General features: G+C 65.8%; 22 protein-coding genes. 5 read left to right on the top strand and 17 right to left on the bottom strand.

From position 1 onward, the window contains the following. Positions 1-24: 24 nt before the first annotated feature. Both QXZ94_RS28425 and QXZ94_RS28420 read right to left on the bottom strand, forming a co-directional pair. On the bottom strand, positions 25-3,570 hold the full coding sequence (locus QXZ94_RS28425) for a helicase-related protein (protein ID WP_315723997.1): 3,546 nt from the start codon (positions 3,568-3,570) through the stop codon (positions 25-27). Between the two features lie 445 nt (positions 3,571-4,015). Then, positions 4,016-4,864 carry a DUF3108 domain-containing protein gene (locus QXZ94_RS28420; protein WP_409998565.1) on the bottom strand — a complete coding sequence of 283 codons (849 nt, stop codon included), beginning with the start codon at positions 4,862-4,864 and terminating at the stop codon, positions 4,016-4,018. A gap of 545 nt (positions 4,865-5,409) precedes the next feature. On the opposite strand from QXZ94_RS28420, the gene rpmB reads away from it, so the two are divergent. Both rpmB and QXZ94_RS28410 read left to right on the top strand, forming a co-directional pair. Next, positions 5,410-5,718 (top strand): 50S ribosomal protein L28, encoded by a 309-nt coding sequence (rpmB, locus tag QXZ94_RS28415; RefSeq protein ID WP_315723995.1) that lies wholly within the window; start codon positions 5,410-5,412, stop codon positions 5,716-5,718. A gap of 343 nt (positions 5,719-6,061) precedes the next feature. Continuing rightward, complete coding sequence (locus tag QXZ94_RS28410; protein ID WP_315723993.1) at positions 6,062-7,324, top strand: DUF2235 domain-containing protein; 1,263 nt, start codon at positions 6,062-6,064, stop codon at positions 7,322-7,324. A gap of 58 nt (positions 7,325-7,382) precedes the next feature. On the opposite strand, the gene QXZ94_RS28405 is transcribed toward QXZ94_RS28410, so the two are convergent. The 3 genes from QXZ94_RS28405 to QXZ94_RS28395 all read right to left on the bottom strand — a co-directional run bounded on the left by QXZ94_RS28405 (position 7,383) and on the right by QXZ94_RS28395 (position 8,324). Further along, the gene (locus tag QXZ94_RS28405) at positions 7,383-7,631 is read right to left on the bottom strand and encodes a hypothetical protein (RefSeq protein WP_315723991.1); all 249 of its coding nucleotides are present in this window, start codon (positions 7,629-7,631) and stop codon (positions 7,383-7,385) included. A 114-nt stretch (positions 7,632-7,745) separates the two neighbouring features. Further along, the gene (locus QXZ94_RS28400; RefSeq protein WP_315723989.1) at positions 7,746-7,976 is read right to left on the bottom strand and encodes a transcriptional regulator; all 231 of its coding nucleotides are present in this window, start codon (positions 7,974-7,976) and stop codon (positions 7,746-7,748) included. A 141-nt stretch (positions 7,977-8,117) separates the two neighbouring features. Next, entirely contained in the window at positions 8,118-8,324 is a 207-nt protein-coding gene (locus QXZ94_RS28395) for a cold-shock protein (RefSeq protein WP_172114507.1), read from the bottom strand. Positions 8,325-8,760: 436 nt separating this feature from the next. Here QXZ94_RS28395 and rpsU point away from each other — a divergent pair, with 436 nt between their 5' ends. After that, positions 8,761-9,084, top strand: a complete 324-nt coding sequence (gene rpsU, locus QXZ94_RS28390) for a 30S ribosomal protein S21 (protein WP_315723986.1) — start codon at positions 8,761-8,763, stop codon at positions 9,082-9,084. 46 nt (positions 9,085-9,130) lie between these two features. On the opposite strand, the gene QXZ94_RS28385 is transcribed toward rpsU, so the two are convergent. From QXZ94_RS28385 to cobS, 11 genes are all read right to left on the bottom strand, one after another. Next, positions 9,131-9,319: a hypothetical protein gene (locus QXZ94_RS28385; protein WP_315723984.1), complete on the bottom strand. Its 189-nt coding sequence runs from the start codon at positions 9,317-9,319 to the stop codon at positions 9,131-9,133. 362 nt (positions 9,320-9,681) lie between these two features. Next, positions 9,682-11,292 (bottom strand): ABC transporter ATP-binding protein, encoded by a 1,611-nt coding sequence (locus tag QXZ94_RS28380; protein WP_172131426.1) that lies wholly within the window; start codon positions 11,290-11,292, stop codon positions 9,682-9,684. Positions 11,293-11,295: 3 nt separating this feature from the next. Further along, positions 11,296-12,135: an ABC transporter permease gene (locus QXZ94_RS28375; RefSeq protein ID WP_172114503.1), complete on the bottom strand. Its 840-nt coding sequence runs from the start codon at positions 12,133-12,135 to the stop codon at positions 11,296-11,298. Continuing rightward, positions 12,132-13,103 (bottom strand): ABC transporter permease, encoded by a 972-nt coding sequence (locus tag QXZ94_RS28370; RefSeq protein WP_315723981.1) that lies wholly within the window; start codon positions 13,101-13,103, stop codon positions 12,132-12,134. Before QXZ94_RS28370 ends, QXZ94_RS28375 begins: the two co-directional genes overlap by 4 nt. 246 nt (positions 13,104-13,349) lie before the next feature. Beyond that, the gene (locus tag QXZ94_RS28365) at positions 13,350-14,897 is read right to left on the bottom strand and encodes an ABC transporter substrate-binding protein (RefSeq protein ID WP_315723979.1); all 1,548 of its coding nucleotides are present in this window, start codon (positions 14,895-14,897) and stop codon (positions 13,350-13,352) included. 371 nt (positions 14,898-15,268) lie between these two features. Further along, positions 15,269-15,694 (bottom strand): hypothetical protein, encoded by a 426-nt coding sequence (locus QXZ94_RS28360; protein WP_315723977.1) that lies wholly within the window; start codon positions 15,692-15,694, stop codon positions 15,269-15,271. A gap of 52 nt (positions 15,695-15,746) precedes the next feature. Next, the gene (locus tag QXZ94_RS28355; protein ID WP_315723975.1) at positions 15,747-16,847 is read right to left on the bottom strand and encodes an LLM class flavin-dependent oxidoreductase; all 1,101 of its coding nucleotides are present in this window, start codon (positions 16,845-16,847) and stop codon (positions 15,747-15,749) included. Positions 16,848-17,064: 217 nt separating this feature from the next. Further along, on the bottom strand, positions 17,065-18,177 hold the full coding sequence (locus QXZ94_RS28350; protein ID WP_315723973.1) for an NADH:flavin oxidoreductase/NADH oxidase: 1,113 nt from the start codon (positions 18,175-18,177) through the stop codon (positions 17,065-17,067). A 101-nt stretch (positions 18,178-18,278) separates the two neighbouring features. Then, the gene (locus QXZ94_RS28345; RefSeq protein ID WP_315723971.1) at positions 18,279-19,355 is read right to left on the bottom strand and encodes an esterase-like activity of phytase family protein; all 1,077 of its coding nucleotides are present in this window, start codon (positions 19,353-19,355) and stop codon (positions 18,279-18,281) included. 64 nt (positions 19,356-19,419) lie between these two features. Then, positions 19,420-21,321: a cobaltochelatase subunit CobT gene (cobT, locus tag QXZ94_RS28340; protein ID WP_315723969.1), complete on the bottom strand. Its 1,902-nt coding sequence runs from the start codon at positions 21,319-21,321 to the stop codon at positions 19,420-19,422. Positions 21,322-21,463: 142 nt separating this feature from the next. Beyond that, positions 21,464-22,462, bottom strand: a complete 999-nt coding sequence (gene cobS / locus QXZ94_RS28335; RefSeq protein ID WP_172114496.1) for a cobaltochelatase subunit CobS — start codon at positions 22,460-22,462, stop codon at positions 21,464-21,466. Between the two features lie 289 nt (positions 22,463-22,751). On the opposite strand from cobS, the gene QXZ94_RS28330 reads away from it, so the two are divergent. After that, positions 22,752-23,408, top strand: a complete 657-nt coding sequence (locus QXZ94_RS28330; RefSeq protein WP_315726576.1) for a DedA family protein — start codon at positions 22,752-22,754, stop codon at positions 23,406-23,408. Positions 23,409-23,424: 16 nt separating this feature from the next. On the opposite strand, the gene QXZ94_RS28325 is transcribed toward QXZ94_RS28330, so the two are convergent. Continuing rightward, a complete protein-coding gene (locus QXZ94_RS28325; protein ID WP_315723966.1) occupies positions 23,425-24,648 on the bottom strand; it encodes a citrate synthase family protein in 1,224 nt (407 codons plus the stop codon). Between the two features lie 82 nt (positions 24,649-24,730). Here QXZ94_RS28325 and QXZ94_RS28320 point away from each other — a divergent pair, with 82 nt between their 5' ends. Continuing rightward, positions 24,731-25,819: a citrate synthase/methylcitrate synthase gene (locus QXZ94_RS28320; RefSeq protein ID WP_315723965.1), complete on the top strand. Its 1,089-nt coding sequence runs from the start codon at positions 24,731-24,733 to the stop codon at positions 25,817-25,819. Positions 25,820-25,856: the final 37 nt, after the last annotated feature.

Raw genomic sequence — 25,856 nt, 5'->3', positions numbered from 1 at the left:
CGATACGGCCAACCGGACTGCCGGTCAGTCCTTGCGGTTGTTCGCCGCAAGCTGCTCCTTGAGCGCGGCGAGCTTGGCGAACGGCGAGTTCGGATCGACCGGCCGGTCGCGATCACGACCGCCCCCGCCGCTCGACGCATAGGGTCGCAGCGCCGGGCCGCTGTCGCGCTTGTCGCGACCGCCCTTGCCGAAGTCGCGGCCGCCGCGTCCCTCGCGATCACCGCCGAACTTGCCACCCTTGTTGCGGTCGCGATTCTGGTCGCGCCCCTTGGCATCGTGATCGCGGCGCGGGCCGCGGTCCTCACGTGCCGGCGCTGCTGCGCCCTCGGCGGGAGCCGCACCGCTCTCCGGCGGGCCCTTGCGGAAGTCCTTGCCGAACTCCTTCATCCGGTCGCGGCGGCCATGGCCGCGATGCTGACGCTCGCGTGCCTCGCCGCCTTCGGCCGAAGCTGCCCCTGCAGGCGCTGGCGTGCCAGCAGCCTGCCCGCGCTCGTGCTGCGGACGATTGTGCCGGCCCCGCTGATGATGATCGTGACGCGGCCTGCGCTCCTCCGAGCGTCCGCCGGGCCGCCAGACTTCGATCAGGACCGGCTCGGCCGCGGGCGCCGCTTCGGCAGCGGGAGACTCGGCAACCGGCGCGGTCGCCGGAGCATCGCCCGCGCTCGCAGGCTCGCTCGGAGCAGCTTCAACGGTCTCCGGCTGCGGCGCGTCCGCCACCACGGCTTCGGCCGCAGCGTCGACGCTCGCGGGGACCGGCTCGGCCGCAGCGGCTTCACCGGCCGCGTCCGGCGTGACGAAATCCACGGTCGGCAGCGAGGCCAGAGCCGACGCCGGCGCGGTCTCGACCTGCTCCTCACCGGCAGCGTCCGGCACAGCGACGACCTGCTCGATCACCGGAGCAACGGCGGCCTCTGCGACGGTGGGAGCCTGCTCGTCGGCCGGCTCGCTGGCAATCGCTGCGACCTCATCGCTGGGCGCGTTCTCGTGTTCCGCCGGCTCAGCCGCAGTCACCTGAACGGCAGCCTCGACGGGCGCCTCAGCCACGGGCTTCTCGTCGACGGGCTTCTCATCGACCGGCTTGGGCGGCAGCGGCGGGCGCTTGTCCATGCGGTAGCCGAGCGCGCGGAGGATCGAAGCGAAATCCTCGCCGGCCGAGCCGGTGAGCGAGGTCATCGCCTGGGTCACCACGAAACCGCGGCCGTCGAACGCGCCGGCCGGCTTCTCGCCCTGCGCATTCTCGCGCCAGGCCAGAGCAGGACGAATCAGGTCGGCAAGCCGCTCCAGGATGTCGACGCGCACCGCGCGCTCACCGGCCTGCTTGTAGCCGAGCACGCGATAGGCGTCGCGCGGCAGCGCCTTGTCGACCGGGAACGATGTGCGTCCCGAGCTCGCCAGATGCTGCGCTCCGGTCAGCGCCGACATGTCGACATTGCCCTGCTTCTCGGCCCACAGCAGCGCGGCCAGTGCGCGCGCGGCCGGCTTGAGCAGCGCCGGAACGTAGATGTGATAGGCGCCGAAGCGCACGCCATATTTGCGCAGGACCGCACGCGAGGGCTGGTCGAGATCCTTCATCTCCGCCGCGATCTTGGTGCGCTCGATGACGCCGAGCGCCTCGACCAGCTGGAACGCGATGCCGCGGGCGATGCCGGTGATGTCCTCGGCCTTCGACAGTTCGAACAGCGGCCCGAGCAGCTTTTCGATATGGGTCTTGAGCCACAGATCGAGCCGGGCCTGCACCTTGTCGCGGGCAGCCCCGGTGAGCCGCTCGTCGGCAATGATGCGCAGGCGCGGATGCAGGGCGTCGTCGGCCGCGACGAGCTTGGCGACGGCGTCGCCGGTCCAGCGGATGGTGCCATCGGCCGTCAGCACGATGTGCTCGTCCGGCGCATTGGACAGCTTCTCGGCACGGGCCTCGATCTCGCCGGCCAGCGCCTTCTGGGCAGCAGCCTGCAAGGCCTTGGCCTCGGAGCCGGCCTCGGCGGCGTCGGGCGCGAAGGTGAATCCATCGAGGCGGCCGATCGCGTGCCCTTCAACGATCACTTCGCCGGTCTTGCCGATTTCCGTATTCAAAACACTGTTCTCCCGCAGGCGCCGCATCAATACACTGGTACGACGATCAACGAAACGCTCCGTGAGCCGTTCATGAAGGGCGTCTGACAATTTATTTTCGAGTTCGCGGGTAATCCCCTGCCAATAATCCGGGTCACGCAGCCAATCCGGCCGGTTGGCCACGAAGGTCCAGGTGCGAATTTGTGCAATCCGCCCCGACAGCGTGTCGATATCGCCGTCCACGCGGTCGGCCTGATCGACCTGGGCCGCGTACCAGGCGTCCGGAATACGCCCCTTCTGCATCAGGAAGCCGAACACGGTGGTCACCAGCTCCGAATGCGCGGCCGGCGACAGCCTGCGATAGTCCGGGATCTGGCAGGTTTCCCATAGACGCTCGACCGCCGCGGCGCCATGCGCCATGTCGCGCACCTCGGCGTCGCGCGCGGCGTGATCGAGGACGCGCAGATCCTCGGCGATCGGCGCGCGCGTCAGCGCCTCATGCCCGGGCGCGACCGCCAGCGACACCTGCAACGCGCTGAGGGACGCGAAATCCAGCTTCGAGTTGCGCCATTGCAGCATCTTCACGGTATCGAAGGCGTGGTTCTGCAGCGCATTGACCAGCTCGGGCTCGAATGGGCCACAACGCCCGGTAGTGCCGAAGGTGCCGTTGCGCGTTGCGCGCCCGGCCCGGCCTGCAATCTGGGCAAACTCGGACGGCGTCAGGCGGCGGAACTGATAGCCGTCATACTTGCGATCGGAAGCGAAAGCGACGTGATCGACGTCGAGATTGAGGCCCATGCCGATCGCGTCGGTGGCGACGAGATAGTCGACGTCACCGTTCTGGAACATCGCGACCTGCGCATTGCGCGTGCGTGGCGACAGCGATCCGAGCACGACCGCCGCGCCGCCATGCTGCCTGCGGATCAACTCAGCAATCGCATAGACCTCGTCGGCCGAGAAGGCGACGATCGCGGTCCGGCGCGGTTGTCGGGTGATCTTCCGATCGCCGGCGAATTCGAGTTGCGACAGCCGGGGTCGCGTTACCATCGAGGCTCCCGGCAACAGCCGCTCGATGATCGGGCGCATCGTCGCCGCTCCCAGCAGCAGCGTCTCGTCGCGGCCTCGGCGGTTCAGGATGCGGTCGGTGAAGACGTGGCCGCGCTCGAGATCGGATGCGATCTGGATTTCGTCGACGGCAAGGAAGGACACGTCGAGGTCCCGCGGCATCGCCTCGACGGTCGAGACCCAGTAGCGCGGATTTTTCGGCTTGATCTTTTCCTCGCCGGTGATCAGCGCGACGGCCTCGCTGCCGACGCGATCGGCGATCTTGTTGTAGACCTCGCGCGCGAGCAGCCGCAGCGGCAGGCCGATGATGCCGGACGAATGCGCCAGCATGCGCTCGATCGCGAGATGGGTCTTGCCGGTGTTGGTGGGACCGAGCACGGCAGTGACGCCGCTTCCAGGGGCACGGTCGGACATGCGCTCGAAGGGCGAGGCAGCCGAAGAAGACGAAAAAGCCATTCGTTAAATGTGGGTCTCGAAGCCGGCGTTGGAAGCGCGCGGTTCACGCGCGATGAAGGCAAATTTTGGCGGTGTCTGGAGAGGCTGCGATGCTGACCCCTGTCTCACATTGTGACGCATATAGTGCCGCAGCTTAAGCTTCGGAACGCCTTGAGAACGAATCACGAAGGAATCGCTGACTCCATCGTCTTTCCGGCTTCGTTCACCGCAACATCTCGCGCTCTGCGATCAAGTCGGCACTAGATCAAGTTTTCGCGGGCTCGACAAGCAACGCTTTCGCGAGGGAACTGGGGCCGATTGTCGTGAGTCCCGAGTCGAATCAGAATCGGCGAAGAGTCAAACGGATTCACGGGCGCAAGCCGTGAACGCCGACCTGTCACGGCCGTGCCGGCATGTGCCGCGCTGGCCCGTCACGTGAAGAAGGATCGCAGCCGGCGCTGCGCGACTATTGCGTCTTGGCGACGTGCGGCGCGGCCTGGGTGATGAAGGAGGTCGCCTCGAGCATCGCCGTGCCGAACGAGGTCGGGATCACCACCCGGAACGGCACCAGGATGCGCGTGCCCGCCAGCGGCACGAAGAAGATCTCCATGTTGCGGGCCTGCGCCAGGTATTTCACGACGGGCCGGTCCGGAATGTAGCCCGCGACCGGCGTGAAGTAGACGGCGCAGACCAGCGCCGGACCACGATAGCCCTTGTCGGCCTTGACGTTCTCCATGCGCTTGTAATCGAGCTTGAGCTCGTAGCGCATGCGTCCGTCGAACACCGGCGCAGCGCCGCGGCACGAGTCCGGGGACAGCAGTTCCCCATTGCCGGGCACGCGCACCAGCGACGCCGTCATCGGATCGAGTACGCCGCGCTTGTGCGCATCGGTCACAGGAATGCGATCGGGATCGACCGGCGGTGCCGGCTCGATGGCGAAATCCTTCACATTGCCGTTCTGCAGATTGATACGGATCTGCTCGGACTTCTTCCCGGCAGTGGTCGATGCCTGGTAACTCTGGCCGACCAGCGCGCCGTTGACGACGCGCCCCTGCACCGAGCCCGAGCCCGAGCCTTGCGAGAAGCTCTTGAGCAGCCCGGCGGTGCCGCCCTGCGCCGAGGCGCCGTACTGCTCGTCGCCGATCTCGATGGCCCAGGTGCCCTTGCCGACGGGGATACCGGCCAGCGAAGCCGTGTATTGCGCATCCAGCCGGGATTGCGCCTGTGCGTCTTGCGCCACCAGCACAACGACGAGCGCGGCGCCGGCCGCGACCAGACGACGGGGGAGGAATGAGGAAGCCGAGATGATGGTCACGTGAGGATTGATCCTGCCGATCCGCCTGCCTGAGCGCCGGATGCCTCCGGCGCGCCGTCCTTGCTACTTAAGCCAAAAACGCCTTCGAACAACGCGAACCGTCCGACAATGGCGGTTTGTCCAGCGCTTTGCGCCAGAACTGCCTCCGAAAGCGGTCCTCCGAAATCTGCCGGAATCACGCGCCGACCGCCGGACCGCGCCAGCATGCCGCCGTTCTGGCATTCGGGGCTGCCGCGGGACACCATCCATCCCGTCCGAATGCGCCCTTTATATGGTCTAAACTGCCGGCTACACCGTTGATTATACGCCTGCTTTTGTGCTGATCCGCGATCCCGGACCCGATCGGGCGACTGCAGGGCCCAGGTCCCCCCGGGTTCGACGGGTCAGAACGTCTGTATTTGCCGCGACCTTCAAAACCTTGACGAAAAGCCGCATCCCCCCTATAGGACCGCATCTCCCAGAGACGAGCTGGACGAGTTTTGGACCCCCGCGGCCCGCCGACACGAGCGGACGAAGGGTGCGGGGATGAGAGAGGATTTATTGCCATGTCGCGGCGCTGTGAACTGACGGCCAAGGGCCCCCAGGTTGGCCACAAGGTCAGCCATTCGAACATCAAGACCAAGCGGCGCTTCCTGCCGAACCTGTGCAACGTGACCTTCATCTCGGATGCACTCGGCCGCAACGTGCGCCTGCGCGTCTCGACCAACGCGCTCAAGAGCGTCGACCACAATGGCGGCCTCGACGCCTATCTGCTGAAGGCCAACGCCGCGGCCCTGTCGCCGCGTGCCCTCGAGCTGAAGCGCGCCATCGAGAAGAAGGCCGCCGACGCAGCTCCGGTTGCCAAGGCGAGCTGAAGGGCGATAGCTTCATCGCCAAAGCTCGGCGCATCCTGCGTCAGGCTTAGCGAATTGAGACGACGAAACGGCCGGATCGCAAGATCCGGCCTTTCTCGTTTGCGGCTGACGCGCTCATTTGCGGCTGACGCGATTGCATTGCGTCGGAGATGTCGCGTACTCGGCGGAATTCCCGATGCGCTTCGTGATCAAGCGTTCGCACATCGGTCAACGATGCGCGCCGACAGGGAATGCTTTATCGGCGTCGACAATAGAGACGAAGTGTCATGCCGACCGGCCTCCCCAACGCCAGCCGGATACTCTACACTCGCTGCGGTAGCATTATTGCGGACATTCCTTTGCCATGAAGAATATTGTCATCTGCTGCGACGGCACAGGCAACGAGATCAGCGAGAACATCTCGAACGTCCTCAAGCTGTATCGCTGCCTGCGCAAGACCGATAAGACGACGCCGCATCAGGCCGTGTTCTATGATCCCGGCGTCGGCACCCTGACGCAGCCGGACAGCTGGCACCGCTTCAAGGCGAACTTCAATCTCGTGCTGGGGCTCGCGACCGGATACGGGCTCGATGACAACGTCATCAACGCCTATTGCTTCCTGACCACGCACTATCAGGACGGCGACCGCATCTTCCTGTTCGGCTTCTCGCGCGGCGCCTACACCGTGCGCGTGTTGGCAGGACTGATCCACAAGGTCGGGCTGATTTCGCCCGATCAGATCAACCTCGCGGGATCCGGCGTCATCGCCTACAAGAAATACTCCTCCGACAATCCGAAGGCCGGGCGCGGCATCACCACCGAGGTCGAGAGCACCGAGGAGGAAGGCCCGATCCCCGAGAGCCGCGACGATCAGGCCGCGCAGTTCGCGCGCATCACCTCGACGCGCTGGCCGACCATTCATTTCGTCGGCGTGTGGGACACGGTGGCGAGCGTGATCGTGCCGCGCACCGACCGGCTGTTCGCACTGCCGAGCCTCGAGGAGCTCGCCTTCACGATTCAGAATCCCAGCGTCAGAATCTTCCGCCAGGCGGCGGCGATGGACGAACGGCGCTGCATGTTCCGGCTGAAACCCTGGGACATGCCGCAGACCTTCACACCCAACCGCTTCAACAAGGCGCAGGCGGGACCGCAGGACGCGAAGCAGGTGTGGTTCGCGGGTGTGCATTCCGACGTTGGCGGCGGCTACCCGGAGGCGCAGTCGGCCGCCTCGAAATATCCGCTGCTGTGGATGCTCGACGAGGCCGTCGAGGCCGGGCTCGCGGTCAATCCGCGCACCGTGAACCAGCTGGCCTGGGGCGTGCAACGCAAGAGAAGCCCGTTCTCCTATGTGGCGCCGAGCGTCCAGGGCCCGCTGCACAACTCGATGACGCCCGCCTGGCGCCTGCTCGAATATGTTCCGAAGAGCGCGAAATACAAGGAATGGCCGGAGCGCAAGGTGCATTTCGGCTTCTACATTCCGAATTGCGAGCCGCGCTTCATTCCCGATGGTGCCTTCGTCCACGAGAGCGTGCTGATGCGGATCGCCGAGTCGAAGGACTATCGTCCGGTCAATCTGCCGTCGTCCTATGAGCGTGTGGCGCTGCCGGCCAAGCAGAAGGCGGACTAACAGCGCAGACGCGTCAGCGCCGCACAGCCGCCGGCGCACGCCACCGACGCGGATCGCGTCAGATCATGCGCAGATGAATGACGCCGTCCTTGACCTCGCCGCGGGCGAACTGCTCGCGCGCCATCTGCTCGAACGTCGTGCGGTTTCTCTGCAGATAGGCGAATGCCTGATTGCGCGTGCAGAAGCAGGTCTCCAGGTGACAGACCTGCCGCGTTGCCCCGATCGCAAGCGCAAATGCGATCGTATGGCCTCTGTCTGGGGTGTTGTCCTTGGCAATGCGAACGTCTGTTGCGGTCGACTTGGCCACGTCAGCCTCCTCGGTCGGAAGGTCGGATCTGTACGCGGAACACTGTTCGAAATCGCGCAGCGGATTGAAAGTTCCGACCACAACGACGCAGCCGATCGGAACCAATCAGCCCTGTCAGCGCGCGACCTTCTTTCGCCGCTTCGGTGCGGCATCAGGAGGGGCTTGCGCTGCCTCCGCTTCCTTCGCGAGCCGCAGCACGCGCAGCCGCTCCATATTCTTGCGGACGGCAACGGCGCGCTGATCCCATTCGGCGCGCGCCTTTGCTCCATCTTCGGCGGCAACGCGTTGGCGCTCTGCACGTGCCAAGCTTTCGGGAGAGCGCTCCGACGTCTTCTTGGTGGCCATCGCGACTGATCCTTTCGAAGCTGCAGGTTATCGTCGAGACGCAGAAAGCCCGCTCAATACAGGATCGAGCGGGCAAACCAGCCATTTCAGTACATCCGTGAAATGGCCCTAGGCATTCAACAAGACGTCAGATCAGGACGATCAGACCAGCGCGAGATTTTCCGCGCTGGTTTTGCCGCGCATCTTGTCGGTCTTGACGTCGAAAGTAACTTTCTGGCCCTCGGCCAGACCGGCGAGACCAGCGCGCTCAACGGCGCTGATGTGAACGAACACGTCGTTCCCGCCGTCCTGCGGCTGAATGAAACCAAAGCCCTTCTGGCCGTTGAACCATTTAACGGTACCCTGCATGTCTATCTCCAATCATTCATCGCGCGACCATCACGCGATCTCATTCAACTGAGCGATGACTTTGGAAATAGCCCACAGGCACATTCAGAAAGGCACAGCGGCTAATCGAACCTCCTGAAGGTAGAGACTTTCCGTGGAATTACAAGGCCGCGAGGGAAATATAGTTTGCGGTAGCCGACGCAGCGCGTCAGCGCGCTGGCAATGTCAGCCGATCACCCTTATCTTCAAAGGACCATCGGTAACGGCTTGGCCACCGCTGGCTGAGAGACGTCTCGTGCTCCCGCCTTCCCATGGAGGGGATCACCATGTCTCATGACAATCTGAGCAACTCATCACATTGAAGCGTTGTCGTGCGCGCTGCCGTCCGCGGCGTTGCGACGGTCGACGACGCTTCGGCAAGATCTCATCGATCTCGATGAAGACAAGGAGGACGCTTTTGCAGGTTCTTGTTCGTGACAATGACGTCGAGAAGGCGTTGCGCATCCTGAAGCGAAAGATGCAGCGCGAGGGCGTCTTCCGCGAGATGAAGCGCCGCCGATCCTACGAGAAGCCATCCGAGCGCAAGACGCGCGAGAAATCCGATGCGATCCGGCGTCAGCGCAAGGTTGCGCGCAAGCAGGCGATCCGCGAAGGGCTGCTGCCGGCGCCGGTGAAGAAGGTCCCCGTGGCCCGGCCGGGCGCGTTGCCCTCAACGACGCCGACGCGACCCGACCGCGACAGACCCCAGGGTCAGCCGGCCTTTGCAGCTCCGCGCAGCTGAACTAGCGGCGGCGGCTCGCCGATGCGGCCGCGAATCAAGCTCGCAGTCACGCCAGCTTTTTCGGCTGTTTGCTCTCGCGAACAGCCGCTTCACGCGCCAGACGCTCGGCCTTCAGCCGCTCCCGGTTCTGATCGAAAGCGCTCTGCGCCTTCTCATAGTCATTCCTTTGCACCGCAGCCGTCTTGAAGGCCTTGTGAGCCTCGAGCACGGCAGCCGTTGGCTTGCGCTCTGACATGATGAGCTTCCTCGTTAGATGATCGATACGGCAGCGACATCCTGGCGAGACTGGCACAGGAGAGCCACGGTTCCATGACGGCCTCGATCGACGGAGCACATCCGTTGTCGCCAGCCGAGTTCTTGAGCCAATTCTGGGACCAAACTTTCTTGGACCAAACTTTCTTGGACCAGGCTTTCTTGGACCAGGCTTTCTTGGACCAGACTGCCTTGGACCCGATCCCCGGGGTCGACGCGGCCGCTCTGCGATTGCCCGGCCGCGTGCTCATGGTCTCCCGTGCTTATAACCCAAATACGCCGATTATGTTGCAAGTCATTCGGCGTGCTTCTTCGTCGCTCCCTCCCGCCGGCGCCGGCGCACACTCACGCCACCTCCTGCTTGCGGCCGGGCACCGCGGCGAGCAGCTCGCGTGTATAGGCATGTTCGGGATCGGCGAACAGGGCGGCCGTCGGCTTCAGCTCGACGATCTCGCCTTTCTGCATGACCGCGATCCGGTCGCAGATCTGCGCAGCGACGCGCAGGTCATGCGTGATGAACAGCATCGACAGGCCGAGGCGCGCCTTCAGATCCTCGAGAAGGCGCAGCACCTGCGCCTGCACCGAGACGTCGAGCGCCGACACCGCCTCGTCCGCGACGATGATCTCCGGATCCAGCGCCAGCGCCCGCGCAATGCCGATGCGCTGACGCTGGCCGCCGGAGAACTCATGCGGGTAGCGGCCGATGGCGCCGGCATCGAGTCCGACCAGACCTAACAATTCCTGCGCGCGCTTCAGCGCGGCCTCGAGCGGCGTGCCCCGCGCGACCATGCCGTCGGCGATGATGCGGCCGACCTTGCGGCGCGGGTTGAGCGAGGCGAATGGATCCTGGAAGATCATCTGGATGCGATGGCGCTGCGTCCGCAGCGCACGGCCGTCCAGCGCCGTGAGATCGACGTCGCCGATGCGCACGGTGCCGCGATCGGCCTCGATCAGCCGCATCACGAGACGCGCGACAGATGACTTACCCGAGCCGGATTCGCCGACGAGGCCGAGCGTCTCGCCCTGATGGATCGCGAAATTCACCGCATGCGCGGCGCGCGTCTCGCGCTTCGGCCGGAACCAGCCGGTCGGGGTCACGTAGGTCTTGTCGAGGCCGACCACCTCCAGCGCCCGCGGCGCATCCTCACGTGACCGACGCGACGGCGGATCGAACGACGGGACGGCGGCGAGCAACGCCTTGGTGTAGTCGTGCTGCGGCCGGCCAAGCACGGCCTCCGCCGTGCCCTCCTCCACCACCTTGCCGTGGCGCAGTACCACGACCTGGTCGGCGATATCGGCGACGACGCCGAAATCATGGGTGATGAACATGACCGCCATGTTGTGGCTGGCCTGCAGGTTGCGGATCAGCTTGAGGATTTGCGCCTGCGTGGTGACGTCGAGCGCCGTGGTCGGCTCGTCGGCGACGAGCACGGCCGGCTCGAGCGCGAGCGCCATCGCGATCATCGCGCGCTGCCGCTGGCCGCCGGAGAGCTGATGCGGATAGGCGCGGATGATGCGCTCGGGATCGGGTAGCCCGACCTCGCGCACCAGCGCCAGCGCCTTGGCGCGGCGCTCCTTCGGGCTCAACAGATCGTGCGCCTCGAACACCTCCATCAGCTGCTCGCCGATCCGCATCAACGGATTGAGCGCCGTCATCGGCTCCTGGAACACCATGGCGATGCGGCGGCCGCGCAGGTCGCGCCAGCCGTCCTGATCCACCGAGAGCAGATCGCGTCCCTCGAAGGCGATCTCGCCGCTCTCGACCTTCACTGTATCCGGCAGCAGGCCGAGCAGCGCATGCGCGCACATCGACTTGCCGGAGCCGGACTCGCCGACGACGCAGACGATCTTGCCCGCGGTGAGGTCGAACGAGACGCCGTCCACGGCGTGGGTGCGCTCGGCACCCTTGGGCAGCGCGATGCGGAGATTCTTGATCGAAACGACGGGATCACCCATGCCTCACCTGCCCTCCCGCGACAGGCGCGGGTTGAGTGCGTCGTTCAGGCCCTCGCCGATCAGGTTGAGGCCGAGCACCGACAGCAGGATGGCAACGCCGGGGAACACCGTGATCCACCACGCCTGACGAATGACGGTGCGACCGGCGCCGACCATGTAGCCCCAGGAGATCAGGTTGGGATCGCCGAGGCCGAGAAACGACAACGAGGATTCCAGGAGGATCGCGGTGGCGACCATCAGCGAGGCCAGCACGATCACCGGCGACAATGCGTTGGGGAGGATCTCGCGCCAGATGATCCAGGCATTGCTCTGGCCGGTGACGACGGCCGCCTGGACGTATTCGCGGGTGCGCAGGCTCAGCACCTCGCCGCGCACGAGACGCGCGACGGGCGGCCAGCTGACGAGACCGATGGCGGCAACGATCGAATAGATCGAAGGCTGCAGGATCGCAACCAGCACGATGGCGAGCGCGAAGCTCGGGATGGTCTGGAAGAACTCGGTGAAGCGCATCAAGGCGTCGTCGACGCGGCCGCCGAAATAGCCGGCGATGGCGCCGAGCGGAACGCCCACCACCAGGGCCACCAGGGTCGACACCAGGCCGACCAGCAGCGAGACGCGGGCCCCGAAGATCAGCCCCGCGAGCACGTCGCGCCCCAGCGCATCGGTGCCGAGCGGCACCTTCGCCAGCGTGAATGGCGGGACGAACGGCCGCTGCACCATCCGCCACGGCGAATTGGGAAAGTAGAACGGCCCGGCCACCGCGATCACGATCGCCAGCACGAGAATGATCAGCCCGATGATCCCGCTCGGGCTGCGCAGCATGGTGCGCCAGAACTGCCTCATGACGCGTACTCGATGCGCGGATCGACCAGGCGATAGACGAGGTCGGTGACGAGATTGAAGATCAGCACCATCGCCGAGGAGACCACGAACACGCCGAGCAGGAGATTGTAGTCGCGCTGGATCAACGCATCGTACATCAGCCGGCCGATGCCCGGCCAGGCGAACACGGTCTCGGTCAGCACCGCGCCGCCGACAAGCGTGCCGGCATGAACGCCGGCCAGGGTCACCACCGGCAGCAACGCATTGCGCAGGACGTGACGACGCAGGATGATCCCGTCGCGCAGGCCCTTGGCGCGCGCGGTCTTGACGAAATCGAGCCGATTGACTTCCAGCATCGAGGCGCGGGTCATGCGGGTGTAGGTGGCCATGAAGAACAGGCCGAGCGTGGCGGCCGGCATCACCAGATGCGCACCGACGTCGAGCGCGTGGCGCAAGCCGGTGTAGCCGGCACCGACGGTCTCATAGCCGAAGCTCGGTAGCCAGTCGGCCCAGACCGAGAACAGCAGGATCGCGATCAGCGCGATCCAGAACAGCGGCGTCGCATAGAAGATCAGCGCCAGCACCGTGATCGCGGTGTCGAGGATGGTGCCGGCAAAGCGCGCGGCGAGCACGCCGAACAGGATGCCGAGACCAAGCGAGATCGCGAACGCCGTCAGCGTCAGCAGCAGGGTCGCCGGCAGCCGCTCGGCGATCAGCTTGGCGACCGGGGCCTGCTGGCGGAACGAGAAGCCCAGGTCGAGGCTGGCGATGCCCTTGACGTAGATGAGCAACTGCTCCGGCAAGGGCCGGTCCAGACCGAACTTCTCGCGGAGCTGCGCCACGAAGATCTGGTCGGAGGCGCCGGCCTCGCCGGCCATGACCACGGCAGGGTCGCCCGGCGCCAGCCGGATCAGGAAGAAGTTCAGCACGATGATGGCGAGAAGGACGATGACGCCCTTCACGACGCGCTGGGCAATGAAGGAGAGCATGAATGGCCCGTGGTGGTCGGCTCAAGAAGCAGGTGGAGCACCGGGGGCACAGCGCACACCGCTGCGCCCACAGGGCTATCGTTCGTGATCAAAGCTTTGCGCTCATCTGTCTCGACATCGTCATGGCCGGGCTTGGCCCGGCCATCCACGTCGGCCGGCATGCTGAGAACCACGTGGATGCCCGGGACAAGCCCGGGCATGACGGAGTAACGAACTGCAGGATCACACGTCGCAACAGCCCCTCAATCATTTATCGAGCCAGGCGTCGCGGAAGCCGTCGTTGACGCCGATGCCGGTGGTGATGAGGCTCTTCACCTTGCACTTGGTGATGGTCGGGAACTGCAGCTCGAGCAGCCAGGCCACCGGCACGTCCTCGGCAAGGATCTTCTGCACCTTGTCGTAGGCCTCCTTGCGCTTGGCATCGGTCGGCGCCGTCGCGCCCTCGGCGAACAGCCTGTCGACCTCCGGATTGGAGTAGCCCTCGACATTGTTGAACAGCTGGCCCTTGGCGATCGCCGAGGTGATGTAGTTGCGGGAGACGCCGAGTGCGGGGTCTCCGTACTGGTAGAGATAGGTGAAGGCGATGTCGTAGTCCCACTCCATGATCTTCTGGTTGCCGCCGGGGACATCGGTCGCGATCGTCTCGATCGTCATGCCGACGTCCTGCAGGTTCTGCTTCACCGCCTCGCCCCAGCGCTGCCAGGTCTCGCCATAGGCCAGCGGCAGCATGCGGATCTTCTCGCCCTTGTAGCCCGCCTCCTTCAACAGCGCCTTGGCCTTCGCGGGATCGTACGGATATTTCGGCACGTCGTCGCTGTAGAACTTGATGGTCGACGCGGACGGGCCGGTGGCCACCTTGCCGAGCCCGTTCCAGATCACGTCCTTGGCGAAGTCTCGGTCGATGGCGTACATGATCGCCTGCCGCACCTTCTTGTTGGCGAGGATCGGGTTGCGGTTGTTCAGCCACATCCAGGACAGCGGCGAGAAGAACTCCCAGCCGGCGCCGGTGACGCAGGCGCCCGGCAGCTTGGAGACGCGCGGCACGTCGAAATTCTCGATTGAGCCGCCCGGCAGCACATCGACTTTGCCAGTCTCGAACGCCACGGCGCGCGCAGCGGCGTCGGGAATGATCTGCCAGTAGACCTCGTCGAGATAGGGCTTGCCCTTCTCATGGTAGTTGGGGTTTTTCACCATGCGGATGAAGGAGCCCTTCTGCCATTCCTTGAACATGAAGGGGCCGGTGCCGACCGGCGCGTTGTTGTTCGGATTGGTCTTGTAATCGGTGCCTTCATAGAGATGCTTCGGCACCATCGGCATCGAGCCGACTTCGAAGATGCCGATGAACGGTCCAAACGGCTCCTTCAAGGTGAACACCACGGTGAGATCGTCGGGCGCCTCGACCTTCTCGACCATCACCAGATTGTTGCGAGCGCGCGCATGCGTCTGCTTCAGCATCTCGATCGAGAACAGCACGTCGGCCGATGTGAACGGCTTGCCGTCGTGCCAGGTGACGCCCTTCTTCAGCTTGAAGGTATAGACCTTGGCATCGGGGCTGACGGTCCAGCTCTCGGCGAGGCCGGGCAGCGGCTCGAGCTTGGGGCTGTAGCGCAGCAGGCCTTCGAAGATGTTGCCGGAGACCATCTGGGTCGGTCCGTTCTGCACCATTGCCAGCATCAGGCCAGGCGGCTCGGGCTGGATCACCGCATTGACCACACCACCGGTCTTCGGCTCCTGCGCATGCGCCGCGGACAGCCCGCAGCCGACGACGACACCCAGCAATACCCGTTTCAGCATGATGAACTTCCCAAATGTTTCGACCGGCCACGATGCATCAAGCGCGCCAATGCGCTCGATCCTGCCATGCGGCTTCTGATGTGACGCCTGCTCTGCGTGCATGGACTGGTGGATCGCCCATGCGCAGCGCTATGGAACGGGCTTCGATCCTCACACTGACGATGCTTTGGAAACATCGCCAGGACCTGCATCGGCCGTGCGTTGCGCAGCGGTCGACGGTCCTCACAGGTCAAGCCCCGACGTGGAGGCTCACACGGCTGCAAACAGCATCGCAAGCTGAAACTCGCGACAGCGTTAGCTCAAAAATTGGACAGGTTGTTAGATCGCGGCATCCTGCCTTGCCGTCCGCTCAGGACGCGATCTCGGCGCCATCAGCGCCGCATCCGCGCAATCGCACCTGCGACAATCTGCATCACCACGCCGATCACCCAGCCCGCCATGATCAGCGAAGTCCAGACGATGTGCGGATCCTCGCGCAGGATGATAATGCCGACGGCGAAGAAGGCGGTGAGGGTGGCGAGGAAGGTGCCGACGGCGCTGAGGAACTCGGCGGCGTCGATCTTCCGCTCGGCCGGCGTGCCCTCCTCATGCGGGTGAAACGGTATCTGGGGCGTATCGATGCCGAGATAGAAGCCGAACGCGCCCGACAGCATCATCACCACCAGGAAGCCCTGCGTGGTGAGCCACGGCACGCTGGAGCCGACATGGGCGCCGACGAACACGCCGCAGGCCGCTCCCGCCAGGGCAAGACCCGACCGTTCGAGCACATGGGCGGATTGGCGGACACGAATGCGCATGGGAGGCCTCTCTGATCGGACCGGCGCGCCGGCGCCGGTCCGATCATCAATGTTACGCCGCCTTGGTCATGTCGGCATTGAGATGGCGCAACCTCGGCATCACCTCCTGCTTCAACAGGCGCAACGAGTTGTGCCAGGCTTCGGGCTTGTGTTTGTAGTCGAAGCCGAACACGCACAGCGTCCCGAAGCCGCCGACCTCGTGCCAGATCTTCTCGATCTTCTCGGTCACCGTGGCCGGCGAGCCGATGATCCAGTTGCGCCTGGCGCAATAGTCCACGGTCACGTCGGAGTCGGCCACCTCGGGCGAATGCTTCAGGTAGTCCTTGAAGCCGAAATGGCTAAGCAGGGGCAGGAAGTATTCGCTCATCATCCGGCCCATCATGTCGCCGGTCGACAGGCGCCAGGCCTCCTCGTCCGTCTCGGCGACGAACACCTCGCGCACCAGCCGCCAGTCGTTGCGACTGGGAGTCCGTCCGGATTTGGCGGCGCCCGCCTCGACCGAATCCCAGTGCGACGACACATAGGCCGGGTTGAGGTTGAGGCTCATCGGAATGAAGCCGCGCTCGCCGGCGAGCTTCAGAGTGTCCGAGTTCTTCGACAGGCCGGCGACGCCGATCGGCGGATGCGGCGCCTGCACCGGCTTGATGTGCGGCTTGAGGAAGTCGAACATCACGTCGGGCTTGGTCACCGTCCAGTATTTGCCCTTGTGCGTGAACGGCGCCGGCTCGGTCCAGAGACGCAGGATGATCTCGAGCGCCTCGCGGGTCATCTCGCGGTTCTGGCCGCTCATGCCGTCGACGTTGAACATCGCCCAGTCGCTCGGCAGGCCCGATGCGGCGATGCCGAAATTGAGCCGGCCATCGGAGAGATGATCCAGCATCGCGACGCGGTTGGCGAGCTCGGCCGGGTGGTGATAGGGCAGCAGGAAGCCGCCGGGGCCGAGGCGGATGTTCTTGGTCTCGCGAAAGGCCTGCGCCAGGATCAGATCGGGCGCCGGATGCGGCTCCCAGGGGGCGGTGTGATGCTCACCGATCCAGGCTTCCTGATAGCCGAGCTCATCGAGCCAGCGCAGGACCTGCAAGTCCCACTCCTGTCCCTCCTTCAATCCGCACTCCGGCGGATGCGAGGGCATCGTGAAATATCCGATTTCCATGGCGCTTTCCTCTCGCGTTTATAGTGCGGCGCATCTTTGTGATGCGCTCATCGTCACGCGAGACGAAACACGACCAACCGAGTCGGCAACGCCGCACGTGGTCTACGAAGTCTAGCACTTCGTTGGACAGCGACAATCGTCAGCTGTGTCGCTGGCGGAATGATGACCCGGAGATTTTTGCAATGCTGAGCCGCGCCACGGCCTCATCAATTGCACGTCAGCGTGCGCCAAAGCTGGTCTTGCCGAACAGCTCCTTCTGCGTCGAGGGCTGCGAGCGCCAATATTGCGGAGGTGCGGCAACCTGGCCGCCGAGCTCGGCAGCGGCATGCCAGCCCCAGCGCGGGTCGTAGAGCATGCCGCGAGCCAGCGCGACGATGTCGGCTTGGCCCGACGCCACGATCTGCTCGGCTTGCTGCGGCTGCGTGATGAGGCCGACCGCGACGATGGGAAGTCTTGTCGCCTTCTTCACCGCGTCGGCGAACGGCACCTGATAGCCTGGTCCGAGCGTGATCTTCTGCAAGGGCGAGACGCCGCCCGAGGAGACGTCGATCCAGTCGGCGCCGCGGCGCCCGAGCTCTTGCGCGAGAGCGATGGTCTGGTCGAGATCCCAGCCGCCCTCGACCCAGTCCGTCGCCGAGACGCGCATGCCGACCGGCCTGTCTGCGGGGAAGACGCTGCGCACCGCATCGAATATTTCGAGGGGAAAACGCATCCGGTTCTCCAGCGAGCCGCCATAGGCATCGCTGCGCTGATTGGCGAGCGGCGACAGGAACTGGTGCAGCAGGTAGCCATGCGCGCCATGGACCTCGATCGCATCGATGCCCAGCCGTGCCGCCCGTTGCGCTGCGGAAACGAACGCGTCGCGGATACGGGCCAGGCCCGCGCGATCGAGCGCCTCGGGCGCGAGCTCGCCGGCCTTGTGCGGCACGGCCGATGGCGCAACCGTCTGCCAGCCGCCGTCCGCGAGCGGAATCTGCTGGCCGCCATCCCACGGCTTGTGGCTGGAGCCCTTGCGTCCGGCATGGGCGAGCTGCATCGCGATCGCCGTCTTCGAATGCGTGCGCACTGATGCCAGGATCGGCGCGAGCGCGGCTTCCGTCGCATCATCCCACAGCCCGAGGCAGCCGGGCGTGATGCGTCCGATCGGCTCGACATGCGTCGCCTCGATGCAGAACATCGCCGCACCCGACAGCGCCAGCGTGTTGATGTGGGTGAAGTGCCAGTCATTGGCCACGCCATTCTCGGCCGAGTACTGGCACATCGGCGACACCATGATGCGATTGGCGAGCTCGAGGCTGCGCAGCTTGATCGGAGTGAACAGGGCGCTCATGCTGATTTCCAGGCTGGACGGATTTCGCGGTGATCTGAGGCCTGGGAGTGTCGGCGAAGGACGGCCCGCGGTCAACGCAACCATCGCGGCGCGGTTGCGGCTCATTCCACCAAGGTGAACTGCAGCAAGAGGGTGCGCTGGATCATCGAGAAATTATCGTCGGAGACCAGGGTCAGCACGGTCTCGCCCTCGGGCGTCACATGCGCATCGATGCCCTCGAGATTGTCGATCTCCTGGCCGAGATCGGCCGAGAAGATCGCCGGACCGTCGACCAGCGCGCCCGGCGCGATCTGCGACAGCGCCAGCCGGCGAATCCGGACGCCGACGCCATTGAACAGCGAAAACTTCCGTTCCAGCACCAGCAGGTCACCCGATGGCAGCAGCACGGCATCGCTGACGTCGAAATCATTGCTTCTGATGATGCTGAACTGCCCCGCAGCTGGACCGCCGATCAGGAAGGCCAGCAGATTGCCGTTCGCATCCAGGCCGCGTTCGGAGAGCGCAATCAGCGTTCCGGCGAGCGGCAAGCCCTTGGGTACCGCCACAAGGGCTTCCAGCCCCTTGTTGTTGGGCAACCGCCTGGCCGCAGCCGGCAGCGGCAGGATCTCACTGCGCGCGCCGGTCCCGCCCTTGGCGAAGTCATAGCGCAGCAGTTGATTGACGCGTTCGAGGCCGACATAGACGACGTCGCCATCACGCGCGAGCGATTCGGAATCATACCAGCCGCGTTCGGTGATGGGCCGTCCGTCCGGCGCGAGCAGCGGCGCCGCCTCGACATCCGCCAGCCCTGCGATCTCGCGGCCGGAATAGACGATGCGGCCGGTGAACCAGCCGCCCTTGTCGCTGATCGCAAGGAAGCGCTCGCCTTTGGCGTCGAGGCGGATGCCGGACAGGCCGCCGAAGCCCGGAAACGGCGAGGTCAGCGCCACGCCGCTGCGGTATTGCAGCATCCCGAAGCGCAGATGCGTCCGATCGCGCAGGTCGAAGGACGGCAAGGGCCGTGCCTTGACCTCGATCCTGACTGCCGACGTGACGGAATGCTCATCGACCGCGGCGCGCCTGCGGGCCGGCGGCGATGCCGATTGCGCCGAGACGTTGCGGGACCATGCCAGAGCCGCCGCTCCGCCGAGGGTCAGCGCAAGGAAGCGCCTGCGGTCGGCGATCGCATGCAGCGACATCGTCAGCGGGGCCCCCTCCCCACGACCTCCTCCGATGCGGAGGAGGCACGCATCCGCTTCTTGTCTACGAATGCAGCTTGCGCTTTGGCCCCCGCGCAGGCTGCGGCGCCGCGTGGGTTTCGGTGAACAGCTCGGCGAGCTTCTCGGTGATGGCGCCGCCGAGCTCCTCGGCATCGACGATCGTGACCGCGCGGCGATAGTAGCGCGTCACATCGTGGCCGATGCCGATCGCGATCAGTTCGACCGGCGAGCGCGTCTCGATCTCCTCGATGATGTGGCGCAGGTGGCGCTCCAGATAGTTGCCGGGATTGACCGACAGGGTGGAGTCGTCGACCGGCGCGCCGTCCGAGATCATCATCAGGATCTTGCGCTGCTCGGGACGGCCGAGCAGGCGCTTGTGCGCCCAGTCGAGCGCCTCGCCGTCGATGTTCTCCTTCAGCAGCCCCTCGCGCATCATCAGGCCGAGATTCTTTCGCGCGCGCCGCCACGGCGCGTCGGCCGACTTGTAGATGATGTGGCGAAGATCGTTGAGCCGGCCGGGATTGGCCGGCTTGCCGGCCGCGAGCCAAGCCTCGCGCGACTGCCCGCCCTTCCAGGCGCGTGTCGTGAAGCCGAGGATCTCGACCTTCACGCCGCAACGCTCGAGCGTGCGGGCGAGAATGTCGGCGCACGTCGCGGCCACGGTAATCGGGCGACCGCGCATCGAGCCGGAATTGTCGAGCAGCAGCGTCACCACCGTGTCGCGGAAGGTCGCCTCCTTCTCGCGCATGAACGACAGCGGCTGATAGGGATCGATGACGACGCGCGAGAGCCGGGCGGGATCGAGGATGCCTTCCTCCAGATCGAACTCCCAGGCACGGTTCTGCTGCGCCATCAGCCGGCGCTGCAGCCGGTTGGCGAGCCGCGCGACGATGCCCTGGAGATGCGCCAGCTGCTTGTCGAGATAGGAGCGCAGCCGCTCCAGCTCGTCATGATCGCACAGGTCCTCGGCGGCGATGATCTCGTCGAACTTCGGTGCGAAGGCGTGATATTCCGGTCCGCGCGGCTCGTTGGCGCCGCCACGGTTCGGCCGCGTCGCCTCGCCCGGCGTCTCGTCGTCGCCGAGCTCGCCATCGTCGAGCGTATCCGAGGCCGACGCCTGCGCCGCCTCCATCGCGCTTTCCGACATCTCGTCCGACGTCGTCTGCGCCTGGTCGGCACTCATCTCCTGCGCGGCGTCGGAATCGGGCGAGCCTTCGGCGCCGGACTGATCATTGTCGCCATCGCGATTGTCGTCGTTGTCCTCGTCCTCCTCGGAATCGGCATTGCGCTCGTCGCCAAGGTCGAGTGCCGACAAGAGATCGTGGACGAGGTCGCCGAACTTGGCCTGGTTTTCGGTGAAGCGGCTGAGCTCATCGAGGCGCGAGCCGATCTTGTCCTCCAGGAACGGCCGCCAGAGATCGACGACCTTGCGGGCCGCATTCGGCGGCGCCATCCCGGTCAACCGCTCGCGCACCATCATCGCCAGCGCGTCCGATAGCGGCGCATCGGCGCGGTCGGTGATCTCGTCATATTTGCCGCGATGGAAGTGGTCGTCGAGCATGGCCGTCAGGTTCTTGGCCACGCCCGCCATGCGCCGCGCACCGATGGCCTCGACCCGCGCCTGCTCGACCGCCTCGAACACGCCGCGCGCCTGAGGATTGCCGGGGATCAGCTTGCGGTGAATTTTCGGATCGTGGCAGGCGAGCTTCAACGCAATCGAGTCGGCATGACCGCGCACGATGGCGGCATCGCGCTTGGTCATCTTGCGCGCCGGCTCCGGCAGCCGCGCCTTGCCTGGCGAGAGGCCCGGACGTTCGGCGGCGAAGGAAACGTCGAGCTCGGGCGCCCGTGCGATCGCGCGCAGACAGCCGGTGACCGAGCGCTTGAACGGCTCGGTCGGGGCTTCCTTGGTTCCGGGACGGAGTTTGCTGTTGGATGTGGTCATCTTGTCCCTGCGGCCTGTCGTCCCGGCGAACGCCGGGACCCATAGCCACCGGCGGTCATCTCATCGCGTCGACGCCAACTCCGGCGCATCGCCGAAACGTCACGGCGTGGGTCCCGGCTCAAGGCCGGGACGACGCCTTCAATCAGCTCAGCGCCACGTTGATCGCCGATTCCGGCAGCTCCGCATTGAAGCAGCGCTGATAGAACTCCGCGACCAGCGGACGCTCCAGCTCGTCGCACTTGTTGAGGAAGGTCACGCGGAAGGCGAAGCCGATGTCGCCGAAGATCTCGGAGTTCTCGGCCCAGGTGATCACGGTGCGCGGGCTCATCACGGTGGACAGGTCGCCGTTCGCGAAGGCGTTGCGCGTGAGGTCGGCGAGGCGCACCATCTTGTTGACGGTGTCGCGGCCCTGCGCATTCTGATAGTGCTTGGCCTTGGCCAGCACGATCTCGACCTCCTCGTCATGCGCCAGATAGTTCAGGGTCGTGACGATCGACCAGCGGTCCATCTGGCCCTGATTGATCTGCTGCGTGCCGTGGTAGAGGCCCGACGTGTCGCCGAGGCCGATCGTGTTGGCGGTGGCGAACAGGCGGAAGGCCGGGTGCGGCTTGATCACCTTGTTCTGGTCGAGCAAGGTCAGACGGCCCGACACTTCGAGCACGCGCTGGATCACGAACATCACGTCGGGGCGACCCGCGTCGTATTCGTCGAACACCAAGGCCACGTTGTGCTGCAGCGCCCAGGGCAGGATGCCGTCGCGGAACTCGGTGACCTGCTTGCCGTCCTTGACCACGATCGCATCCTTGCCGACGAGGTCGATACGGCTGATGTGGCTGTCGAGATTGACGCGCACGCACGGCCAGTTGAGTCGCGCGGCGACCTGCTCGATATGGGTCGACTTGCCCGTTCCATGGTAACCCGTGACCATCACACGACGGTTCTTGGCGAAGCCGGCCAGGATCGCAAGCGTGGTCGCGCGGTCGAAACGGTAGTCGGCATCGACCTCGGGGACGTGCGGGTCGGTTGCGGAAAAGGCCGGCACCTCAAGGTCGCTGTCGATCCCGAACACCTGCCGCACCGACACCTTCATGTCGGGCACACCGGTCATCTCCTGCGCATTGGTCGTAGCGGCGGTCGTCATTCATCCTCCGAGGTCCCGGGCATTCCCGAAACCAGATTTCATGTTTGGCTGCGGTTGAAGGGCTTCAGACGCCAGCCTAGCAGAGAGCACGCGCGGGCAGAAGCCTAAGCCTTGATCAAAGTTCCGTCGTTATATCATCGAGATAGGCATGGGACGACGTTTTTGGAAGGCTGCCCTGCGGAAAGCGCCACCTTTTGGCCGCGAGCCGGCGCTCGGGCTTGCGACGTGGCACTCCCGGGCGGACGTCCTACTTATCGACGTGTCGTCGCCCCTCACCAGCAGGAACCGCGTGGCCCATCTGCTCGACCCCCTGATTGCCTTCGTCTCCGCCCATGCGGGACTGGCCTATCTGACCTTGTTCCTGGCCGCACTGCTCGAGGCGGTCCCGATCATCGGCTCGGTGGTGCCGGGAACGACCATCATCCTGGCACTGAGCGCGCTCATTCCAGGCGGCGAGCTGACGCTGCAATGGGTGCTGGCTGCGGCGATCCTTGGTGCCGTGATCGGCGACGGCGGGGCCTTCTGGGTCGGTCATCGCCGGCAGCGCGAGATCCTGACGACGTGGCCGTTCTCGAACTATCCCCGCCTGGTGGCGCAGAGCGAGGCGTTCTTCCATCGCTTCGGCACGCTCGCGATCTTCTTTGCCCGGTTCGTGGCGCCGATCCGCGCCGTCGTCCCCATCACGGCCGGCGCCCTGGATATTCCGCCAGCCCGCTTTTACGCCGTGAACATTCCTGCCATCGTGCTGTGGGCCTGCGCCCATGTTCTGCCGGGCGTCTTCGCCGTGCAGCTGCTGCACCGCTACGGCGGTATCCCCCATCACAGTCACGTCGCCAAGTCGACGTGGATCCTTGCGGCGGTGGCGGGCACGCTCGTGGTCTGGCTTGGGCTGCGAATGCTGCGGAAGCGACGCGAAACCCGGCTCGCAGCGGGCACGGCCGAATAGGCCCCGGCTGCGTCCGCTAAAGCGTGGTCAGGGTGGCGCCACGTCCAGGGATCGGTCCGGTATAGCGCGCCCTTGGCCGGATCAGGCGGCCGAACTGCAGCTGCTCGCAGGCATGCGCGATCCAGCCGACACAGCGGGCCATCGCGAACAGCGCCAGCTCGCTGCCCGGAGGCAGCCGCAGGCTGTGCACCAGCACGGCCAGCGCATAATCGATGTTGACGAACTCGCCGGTCGCTTCCGCGATCCGCTCGGGCACCTCGCGGGTGAATTTGCGCGGCGCGCCGGCCCGCGTCAGCGCCTCCAGCAGCGAGATCGCGCGCGGGTCACCGCGCTTGTAGACACCGTGCCCGAAGCCGGCGAAGCGCTCGCCGAGCGCGACGCGCTCGCGGATCAGCGGCGCGACATCGCGGTCGATCAGGGTCTTCACCAGTTGCGACGCCAGCACGCCGGCGCCGCCATGTTGCGGGCCTTTCAGGGCAGCGAGGCCGGCGATGACCGCGTCGTAGAGACTGAGGCCGGTCGACGCCGCACAGCGCACGGTGAAGGTCGACGCGTTCAGCTCGTGGTCGGCCAGCAGCACCAAGGTGCGGCGGATGAGATCCGCAGCATGCTCGTGCTCGGGCGCCCAGGCCTTGGCGACCTGGATGTGGAGAGGCTCTGCCGAGGGCGGCGCGTTCAGCATGGTCGCGACGACGAGGCGAACGATGCGGGCGCCGATCAGGGCGCGACCATCCGGCGAGCGGTTGAAGGCCGAGGGATCGGCATTGGTTGCCAGTGCGAGGACGGAGATGGAACGGTCGATCGGGGCCGCGCGGCGGGCGGCCTCGGCGATGATCTTCATCTCCTCCGACACCGCCGGAAGATTGTCGGCAGCGAAGGGATCGATCGCGGTGACGTCCCACAGCAGAGTGGCAGCGTGCTCCAGCGAATCGCGCTCGGCGAGCTCGACGCAATTGACGCCCCGATAAATCGGACCAGCCTCGGTGATCGTCGACACCGCCGAATCGAACACCGGCAGATCGGCATCGAAGCTGCGGAACGCGCGCGGCTCGGGCGCCGGCGCCCGCCGCTCCTTCAGCGCTCGGATGTCCTCGGCGCGATAGCGGTTGCTGCGGGAGTTCGGCGACGGCTCCGAACGCACCAGGCCACGGCTGACATAGGCGTAGAGCGTCGCCGGCGAGATCGCCAGCTCGGCAGAGGCCTCGCGGGCCGATAGGTAAAGGCTGCTGTCTTTTTTCATATTGATCAGCTTAATCAAGATTGATCAATCTGTCGACGGGGCGAATCCTATGGGCGTGACCAATCACGCAGGAGATCGCGCCATGACCATCCAGCTCTCGAAATCCCCCGTCGGTCTCGATGGCGTCGCCGCCGCCGAGACCGTGCTCAGCCATGTCGACGGCCAGCAGGGCGAGCTGATCATCGCAGGCCACCGGGTGGCCGACCTCGCCGCCGCCGGCGGTTTCGAGGGCGTGACGGCCCGGCTTTGGAGCGCCGGGACGAAGCGCAGCGTCAGCGAAGCCGACGTCCGCGCCAGCCTCGGCCTGGCCCGCCAGCGCGCCTTCGCCCGCCTGCCCGAGCTGCTCGCCGCCACCGCCGGCCTGTCGATCATCGATGGCTTTCGCGCCGCCGTCGCCGCGCTGCGTCCCGAGGCTGGTCTCGACGACGAGGCCACCCTCGTCGGCGCCTGTCCGGTCATCGCCGGCGCCCTGGTGCAGCGCGCCCGGGGGGCGCAGCCGATCCCGCCCAGGCCGGATCTCGGCCATGCCGCCGACACCCTCCGCATGGTCCGCGGCGACACGCCAGCCGATGGCGAGGTGGCCGCGCTCGACACCTATCTGGTCACGGTCAGCGACCACGGCATGAACGCCTCGACCTTCGCCGCACGTGTCGTCGCCTCGACACAGGCCGATCTGTTCGCGTCCATCACCGCCGGCTATTGCGCGCTGACCGGCCCGCTGCACGGCGGTGCGCCGGAGCCGGTGCTGGAGATGCTGAATGCGATCGGCACGCGGGAGAACATCAAGCCCTGGGTCGATGCGGCGCTGGCGCGGGGCGAGCGTCTGATGGGGTTCGGCCACCGCATCTATCGGGTGCGCGATCCCAGGGCCGACGTCCTGAAGGGCGCGATCGAGCGGCTGGCGGGCAGCGGGGCGGATCTGCCGTTCGCGAGCGAGGTGGAGGCCTACATCCGCCAAGCGCTGCGGCGGAAGAATCCGGAGCGCGTGCTCGACACCAATGTCGAGTTCTTCACCGCCATCCTGCTCGATGCGCTGAAGATTCCACGCCAGGCGTTCACGCCGATCTTCGCGGTGGCGCGGGCCGCCGGCTGGACCGCGCATGCCCGCGAGCAGCAGCGGACGGGACGACTGATCCGGCCGAGCTCGGCCTATATCGGGCCGAAGCCCTGACCCCGGGCCACGCGCGCGGCAGCCAGGCTGCCGCGCG

The organism is Bradyrhizobium sp. SZCCHNS2022 (genome assembly GCF_032377575.1).
Lineage (GTDB): Bacteria > Pseudomonadota > Alphaproteobacteria > Rhizobiales > Xanthobacteraceae > Bradyrhizobium > Bradyrhizobium aeschynomenes.
Note: the sequence above shows the minus strand (reverse complement) of the source record. Positions and strands in the feature narration are given on the sequence as shown.